The sequence below is a fragment of the Sulfuricurvum sp. genome, from assembly GCF_028710345.1.
GTDB lineage: Bacteria > Campylobacterota > Campylobacteria > Campylobacterales > Sulfurimonadaceae > Sulfuricurvum.
Map to the genome: position 1 here is coordinate 1 of NZ_JAQTUH010000037.1, position 5,127 is coordinate 5,127.

Below are 5,127 nucleotides of genomic sequence, written 5' to 3' on the forward strand. Positions count from 1 at the left end.
ATTCGTCATTGATCGTCTCACTGAAGCAATTCGTCTTCCAAAACGGGATGTTGGACCTGCTCCTGAAACAATTTCAGAAAGTGAAAGTATGATAGATGGTGTTGGAAAACAAGCTGACCGTATTATCACAATACTAAAAGTTTGGAAACTCTTAGAGAGAAATTTTTAATTCCGTTCCATTTATGGCACAATATCGCCATGAATGAAATACACTTTTACAATCGCCGCGCTAAACTCCTCGACCTTATGGAAGAGGGGATAGCAATCCTTACCTCTGCACCCATTCAAACCCGTTCCAACGATACTGAATACTCTTACCGTCAAAACAGCGATTTCTATTATCTTTGCGGATTTAATGAAGACAATGCCGTATTGGTACTGATCAAAACTCCCAATGCATCGAAAACGATCCTTTTTGTTGAAGCACATAATGCCGAGCACGCCTTATGGAACGGTGCGCGGTTAGGTATCGAGGGGGCACGCAAACGATTTAGTGTTGATGAAATACGCGATATAGCAGACTATACGAAGGATATAAAAGAGCTTTTACGTGAACATATCAACCTCTATATTGATCTCTATCATGATTCAGCACGTCTCAATGAAGCCAAATCAGCCGCACAATCGCTCCATAGCACGCGCGGTGTCAAACGCCATATCCGCTCCATACTCGATGTCACCTATCTGATCCGATCCCTGCGCCTTATCAAAACTTCCGAAGAGATCGATGCGATACGTCGCGCGGTTGAGATCACGGCGGAGGCACACCATGTAGCGATGCGCGTATGTCGATCTGGAATGAGAGAGTATCAGCTCCAAGCTTCGATGAGTTACGTGTTTTTGAATAGCGGAGCGAGCGCAGAAGCGTATGGTGCTATTGTCGCGGGTGGTAATAATGCCAACACTCTCCATTATGTCGATAACCGCGATGAGCTTCGTGAGGGTGATTTAGTCCTTATCGATGCGGCGTGCGAGTGGGAACTCTACGCGAGCGATATTACTCGCACGTTTCCCATCAACGGAAAATTCAGCGAAGCTCAGAGTGAAGTCTATAATGCCGTTTTGGATGTACAGCTCCGTGTGATCGATGCGATCAAACCGGGGGTCAAACGCGACTGGCTTCAAACCTATAGCGAAGAGCTGTTATGTGACGCATTGATCGCTTTGGGAATATTGAGTGGTAAACGAGAAGCGCTGATGGAAGCCAAAGAGCATAAAAAATACGCTCCGCACGGGATAGGGCACTGGATGGGTCTGGACGTACATGATCCGTGTCCGTATGTGGATGAGACGGGAGAGTCGTTAGCATTTGAGGCAGGGATGGTGATGACGATCGAACCTGGGCTGTACCTTCGCGCGGATGATGAGTCGGTTCCGGCACGGTATCGTGGCATCGGTATCCGCATCGAGGATAATATTCTCGTCACAGAAACAGGATACGAGAACCTATCTTCTATGATTGCGAAGAGTGTGGAGGAGATTGAAGCTGTATGTAATCAGTTATAGCTATAACTCCATCCGCTGAGACCGTCCTTCGCCTCTTTGAAACCTTCCGAATCCCCTAAAAAATCGATAATGTGGAGCAGTTTCCACGGGATGGTATTGGCTTCGGCATTGTCGATGATATGACGTGGCATTGGAGTCTCTTGAGTCGTTAGGGCAAAGGCGATTCGTTCACGGTTGCTTAAAACATGACTCGTTGCAGTGATGGTGTATTCACGACAAAATTTTTCTAAAATGAGCGGTTTTACCTCTTCGGGGATTACATCGGCCGTATTGAGGATGATCGTAAAATGGATCGGATGACCTTCCGCCATCATAGAGGGTCCCGCCATCATGATGAACTCTACCCCCTCCAAATGGCGTGCAATTTCGCTTTGAGATAGGTAGCTGTGAACTTTGAGTGGTTGCATCTCCTGCATTAGAGCTTTCCTTGGAGTATTTTAGTAATGAGAGTAGTCATTCCGATGTGGAGATTGTAGTTGGTGGTGGGAAAATCGACCATTTCGTTTTCGAGGTTAACGCTATAACTGCTGAGATATTTCCCTAGACGCTCCAAATCGATGGGTTGATAGGTATCGGTATGAATTTTAGTACGTGTGAGTTTTCCGAGATGGTTGCTTTTGGCGAGGGTAAAAGCGAGAGTTTTGAGGCTGTAGAGATCGCACCATCGCAAAAAAAGTTCACGCGTGAGTTCACTATGACCCTTCCCCTCGGGATCAAAGAGGAGATGCTGTTCACGTAAGGGGATCAAAACGCTGAGAATCGCTTCACACAGCGGGAGACTTTTTTGGCGCCAAAAAGGGGCTTCATCGCTCTGATCCAGTCCGGTAGATATTGCACCGAGAATAGCGGAGGGTTCACCCGATTTGAGCAGGGACTCCATAGAATGTAAAATCATAAGTACCTCTCTATATTTGGGTGCAACTTTAACCTTTTTTGTATAATACGTGTATTAACAATAGGAGATTATATGTTGGATAAAGGATGGATAACAAATTTTGTTTCATTAGGGTTAGTCGGTATATCATACACAGTGGAAGGGATAGCAGGTTCGGCATTGCGTTCGGCGGGATTATTTGCCCTCTCCGGTGCAGTGACGAATCAGCTGGCAATCCACATGCTGTTCGAAAAAGTACCGTTTTTGTACGGTTCGGGAATCATTCTTGATCGGTTTGAATCGATACGCGAAGCACTTAAAACCCTTATCATGGAGCAGTTCTTTACTCCTGAAAAGATTGAAAGCTTTGTCGCTTCCCAAGAAAAATCAATCGATTTATCGCCGATTATCGAAGAGACCGATTTTAACCCCGCGTACGAGGCACTGGTAAAAAGTGTCATGGAATCACCGATGGGGGGAATGCTGGGGATGTTCGGAGGGGAAGCGCTAATCGCTAAACTCAAAGAGCCGTTTTTGGAAAAAATCAAACTCTCCACCATCGAAATCGCACAAAGCGAATCATTTATGAATGCCCTCAATACCCATCTGCATCAGGGAAGCGGAGATTTGAGCGGTAATATCGAATCGATTGTGGAGTCACGCCTAACTGAGCTCACTCCGGTGATGATTAAAGAGATGATTCACACGCTGATCAAAGAGCATTTAGGATGGCTCGTTGTGTGGGGCGGAGTGTTTGGTGGATTGATCGGATTGCTGGGAGTATTTATTATCTAAATGAATTTACTTAAAAGACTTGACAATAAGTGACTCAAAGTATTATAATTCTTGTAACTCAATTTAGGAGAATTTTATGTCAACCAATATTTTTGAAAAACTAACTCATCAAATGACCGAGATGATCGAGTCGTCGATATCTCTGGCTCTGCACAATAAAAATAGCGAAGTCGAACCGATCCATTTTCTCTGGGCATTGCTCGCCAATAGCAACTCGCCGCTTAATCAAATGCTCAACAAAATGAGTATCGATAAAACGGCGATTGAACTCGATGTCAAAAGTGCCGCCTCGAAACTCCCAAGTGCATCATCCGTGACCAAAGAGAGTATCCGCCTCTCGCGAAACTTTGCCCATTCGCTTGAAGTGAGTGCGGGAGAGATGGCAAAAAACGGCGATAGCTTTTTGGCGATTGATACCTATGTGATTGCCAACCTCCAAAACGATCCTTTTAAAGGTATTTTGGGCAAATACATCGATTTACGTGAACTCGCAAAGAACTTTGAAGCGTCTCGTGCAGGACAAAAGATAGAGTCCCAAACCGCCGATGAGAATCTCGAATCGCTCTCGAAATACGGGATCGATTTGACCCGTGAAGCCGCAGAAGGGAAACTCTCTCCGGTAATCGGACGGGATGAAGAGATTGGTCGTATGATGCAGATTTTGATCCGTAAAACCAAAAATAATCCAATTCTCCTCGGAGAACCGGGGGTCGGTAAAACGGCACTCGTCGAGGGATTGGCACAGCGTATCTATAACAAAGAGGTTCCGCTCAGCCTTCAGAACAAAAAGGTAATGGCTCTGGATATGAGTGCCTTGATTGCAGGGGCAAAATATCGTGGCGAGTTCGAAGATCGTCTTAAAGCGGTCATCGATGAGGTGAAAAAGAGCGGAAATATCATCCTCTTTATCGATGAGATCCACACCATCGTTGGTGCGGGAGCGTCAGAGGGGTCGATGGACGCCGCTAATATCCTAAAACCTGCCCTTGCACGCGGAGAACTTCACACCATCGGGGCTACGACGCTTAAAGAGTATCGCAAATATTTTGAAAAAGATGCAGCGCTTCAACGCCGTTTTCAGCCCGTCAATGTCGATGAGCCGAGTGTCAACCAATCGTTGCAGATTCTTCGCGGCTTGAAAGAACGTCTCGAAGCGCACCATAACGTTACCATTACCGATTCGGCATTGGTAGCGGCGGCGAAACTCTCGGATCGCTACATCAATGATCGGTTTTTACCGGATAAAGCGATCGATTTGATCGACGAAGCGGCAGCGGAGTTGAAAATGCAGATCGAGTCGGAACCCAATGCTCTCGCAAAAGTGAAACGTGAACTGACTCAGCTTCAAGTCGAAAAAGAAGCGCTGAAGATGGAAGAGTCGGTGGCCAATACCAAACGCCTCGAAGAGATTGAGCGTGAGCTCGCCGACGTTAGCGAAGAGAAGCGTCAGCTTGAAGCTCAATTCGCCCATGAAAAAGAGGAATTTAACAAACTCGCGAAGATCAAAGCGGAGATTGAATCCAAACGCCGTGAAGCGGAAAATGCGAAACAAAATGCCGATTACAAACGTGCGGGTGAGATCGAATACGGTGAAATTCCGAAACTCTTTGAAGAAGAGAGTGCGGTACAGGAAAAATGGAAAGGGATGATGGCTGAGGGGACACTGCTCAAAAACAGTGTCGATGAAGCTTCTATCGCGGGGATTGTGAGTCGTTGGACGAAGATTCCGGTCAACAAAATGCTCCAAAGCGAAAAAGAGAAAATTCTTCACATCGAAGATGAACTGAATCGCGATGTCGTCGGACAAGAGAAGGCAACCCATGCAGTAGCACGTGCGATCAAGCGTAATAAAGCAGGGCTTTCCGATAAGAGCCGTCCGATCGGATCATTTTTATTTCTCGGTCCTACGGGAGTCGGTAAAACACAAACGGCAAAAACATTGGCAAAATTCC

The 5,127-nt window shown here is 46.1% G+C and carries 5 protein-coding genes; 3 read left to right on the forward strand and 2 right to left on the reverse strand.

What is annotated here, in order from left to right; translation table 11 throughout:
• Window positions 1-198 precede the first annotated feature (198 nt).
• A complete protein-coding gene (locus PHC76_RS14655; protein ID WP_300210690.1) occupies window positions 199-1,506 on the forward strand; it encodes an aminopeptidase P N-terminal domain-containing protein in 1,308 nt (435 codons plus the stop codon).
• On the opposite strand, the gene PHC76_RS14660 is transcribed toward PHC76_RS14655, so the two are convergent.
• Together PHC76_RS14660 and PHC76_RS14665 are read right to left on the reverse strand one after the other, a co-directional pair.
• Complete coding sequence (locus tag PHC76_RS14660) at window positions 1,497-1,922, reverse strand: hypothetical protein (RefSeq protein ID WP_300210692.1); 426 nt, start codon at window positions 1,920-1,922, stop codon at window positions 1,497-1,499. The two genes, PHC76_RS14655 and PHC76_RS14660, sit on opposite strands and share 10 nt — an antisense overlap.
• The gene (locus PHC76_RS14665) at window positions 1,922-2,401 is read right to left on the reverse strand and encodes a hypothetical protein (RefSeq protein ID WP_300210694.1); all 480 of its coding nucleotides are present in this window, start codon (window positions 2,399-2,401) and stop codon (window positions 1,922-1,924) included. Before PHC76_RS14665 ends, PHC76_RS14660 begins: the two co-directional genes overlap by 1 nt.
• A gap of 72 nt (window positions 2,402-2,473) precedes the next feature.
• Here PHC76_RS14665 and PHC76_RS14670 point away from each other — a divergent pair, with 72 nt between their 5' ends.
• Together PHC76_RS14670 and PHC76_RS14675 are read left to right on the forward strand one after the other, a co-directional pair.
• Window positions 2,474-3,175, forward strand: a complete 702-nt coding sequence (locus tag PHC76_RS14670) for a DUF445 domain-containing protein (protein ID WP_366943501.1) — start codon at window positions 2,474-2,476, stop codon at window positions 3,173-3,175.
• Window positions 3,176-3,251: 76 nt separating this feature from the next.
• A partial coding sequence (locus PHC76_RS14675) for an AAA family ATPase (protein WP_300210696.1) occupies window positions 3,252-5,127 on the forward strand: 1,876 nt, incomplete at its 3' end.

Coding starts and splice junctions, on each gene's coding strand:
- PHC76_RS14655 (WP_300210690.1), top strand. CDS start 199: ATGAATGAAATACACTTTTACAATCGCCGCGCTAAACTCCTCGACCTT.
- PHC76_RS14660 (WP_300210692.1), bottom strand. CDS start 1,922: ATGCAGGAGATGCAACCACTCAAAGTTCACAGCTACCTATCTCAAAGC.
- PHC76_RS14665 (WP_300210694.1), bottom strand. CDS start 2,401: ATGATTTTACATTCTATGGAGTCCCTGCTCAAATCGGGTGAACCCTCC.
- PHC76_RS14670 (WP_366943501.1), top strand. CDS start 2,474: ATGTTGGATAAAGGATGGATAACAAATTTTGTTTCATTAGGGTTAGTC.